The sequence below is a fragment of the Candidatus Planktophila sp. genome, assembly GCF_040402315.1.
Classification (GTDB): Bacteria; Actinomycetota; Actinomycetes; order Nanopelagicales; family Nanopelagicaceae; genus Planktophila.
On record NZ_JBBAMU010000052.1, the window covers coordinates 1 to 2,479 of the forward strand.

Annotated in this window: 2 protein-coding genes; one reads left to right on the forward strand and one right to left on the reverse strand. The window is 49.9% G+C overall.

What is annotated here, in order from left to right; genetic code table 11:
- On the forward strand, window positions 1-1,820 hold a 1,820-nt coding region (locus AC9UEP_RS05825), incomplete at its 5' end, for a vitamin B12-dependent ribonucleotide reductase (RefSeq protein ID WP_509545024.1).
- A gap of 432 nt (window positions 1,821-2,252) precedes the next feature.
- Here the strand turns inward: AC9UEP_RS05825 and AC9UEP_RS05830 are convergent.
- Window positions 2,253-2,479 (reverse strand): hypothetical protein (locus AC9UEP_RS05830; RefSeq protein ID WP_509545027.1); only part of this gene is annotated, 227 nt, incomplete at its 5' end.

Here is a 2,479-nt window from a genome sequence, read left to right on the forward strand (position 1 = left end):
ATGACACCATCAATGATTGGCATACCAACCCAGAGACAGGTCGCATTAACGCGTCAAACCCTTGCTCTGAGTACATGTCACTAGATAACTCATCATGTAACTTGGCTTCACTTAACTTGATGAAGTTCCTGAAATCAGATGGTTCATTTGATGCCAAGACATTTGGCAAAGCGGCCGAGATGATCATCACTGCGATGGATATCTCAATTTGTTTCGCAGACTTCCCAACAGCGCCAATTGGTGAGACCACTCGCGCATATCGCCAGCTCGGAATTGGTTATGCAAACCTAGGCGCGCTGCTTATGGCATCAGGTCTGGCCTATGACTCAGAAGGTGGCCGCGCACTTGCTGGTTCCATCACTTCACTTCTAACTGGCATCACATACAAGCGCTCAGCAGAAATTGCTGGCATTGTTGGACCATACGATGGCTTTGCCCGTAATGCATCTGCCCATACTCGCGTGATGCGCAAGCATGCTTCGGCATCATCGGCTGCGCGCCAAGAAGCCACCCTCGATATCGATGTCTGGACCGAGGCGAATAAGGCATGGGATGCATGTCTTGCAACCGGTGATAAGAACGGATGGCGCAATGCGCAGATCTCAGTTCTTGCACCAACTGGAACAATTGGTCTGATGATGGATTGCGATACAACAGGTATCGAACCTGACTTCTCACTGGTTAAGTTTAAGAAGCTAGTTGGCGGCGGTTCTATGCAGATTGTGAACCAGACCGTTCCAGCAGCACTTCGCAAGCTCGGCTACGCCGATGAGACCAGCGAAGCAATTGTTGAATTCATTGCTGCAAATGGACACGTCATTGATGCACCAGGGCTTAAGCCGGAGCACTATGAAGTATTTGACTGCGCACTCGGTGCGCGCTCAATTGCGCCAATGGGCCACGTGCGCATGATGGCTGCCTGTCAGCCATTCCTATCAGGTGCTATCTCAAAGACAGTTAACCTGCCAGAAGATGCAACTGTGGAAGAAGTGGAAGAAGTTCACTTCCAAGCATGGAAGATGGGCATTAAAGCACTCGCGGTCTATCGCGATAACTGCAAAGTCGGTCAGCCACTTTCTGATGGCAAGGCGAAGAAGAAGGATGCACCACTGGAGGCGGTTGCTGAACCAGTTCGTAAGCGTCTTCCTAAGTCACGTCCATCTACAACAACATCGTTCGCAGTCGGAGGCGCCGAGGGTTATATGACCGCTGGTGCCTACGCTGATGGCGCACTTGGTGAGGTATTCCTCAAGCTCGGCAAGCAAGGATCAACGTTGGCCGGTGTCATGGATGCATTCTCAATCGCAGTATCTATCGGACTTCAATACGGAGTTCCACTAGAGACATTCGTTGAGAAGTTCACCAACCTTCGCTTCGAGCCAGCAGGTATGACAGATGATGCAGATATTCGCATGGCGCAATCCATGATGGATTACATCTTCCGTCGCTTGGCACTTGATTACCTGCCATTTGAACAACGTTCAGCAATGGGTCTCTACACCGCATCAGAGCGGGCAGCAGCCCTTGATAACGGTGGCGAATACGCACCATTTGCGAGTGCTGATACCCCAAAAGCACCTGCGGCTGTGGCGGCTCCTGCGGCTGTAAAAGCTGAAGCGCCACAGCCGGTAGCGGTAAAGATTGAAGCAGCACCACTTGCCTCAACTCCTGTTCAAACAATTGGTTCATCATCTGATCTCCTAGAGTCAATGGGAATCAAATCTGATGCACCGCTCTGTATGACATGTGGAGTCAAGATGCGTATGTCAGGTGCTTGCTTTGTATGCGAAGGATGCGGAAACACATCTGGTTGCAGCTAGGCTATAGTTAGAACTTATCCATCCCCCGTTCAAAGGCCCCGTTGAGAAATCAGCGGGGCTTTTGCATTACGCAGAGTAAGAAAATCCCTCGACTTGGTTACAGGTTGGGGGATTTCTTCCTTCATGAAGCAAAAAATTCACCGCCCTTAAGTTCAAAGCTGCTCATCGGTGCTATCTTTTTGCACACGAACAGATGCTCCTCTGCGGACGGGTATTTGGTGGCCGGCAAGTCAGCTTTGATTAAATTCGAAGGTGGCTACCGACCTCGTATGTAAAAATGGAACACCGCCTTGAGAATTCTCAAGACGGTGCCCAACTTCGATTATGCAGTATCCGAGTGCCCGTCGTTGTTGCGGCGGGCGCTCATTATTTCCCATAACAGAAATATCAGTCTGCACACGCACGCAAGAATTTCTAGGATTTCTGATGTCTTCATAACTTCTCCTTATCTCTCATCCACCACAACATGTGATGGAATTTCTGGGGGAAGTCAGTGACGGAACCCATTGAGAAGAGGAGTCGAAGCAGCCGAAAAATAGGTCTATCAGCGCTCTTAATTTCTAGAATTTTCGGGCCGTGTGGATAAGTAGTAGACTTTGCATCAGTTGTTATCGGGGTCGATGTAATTTCGAACCGGCGGTTATAGTCCGCGACCCGCA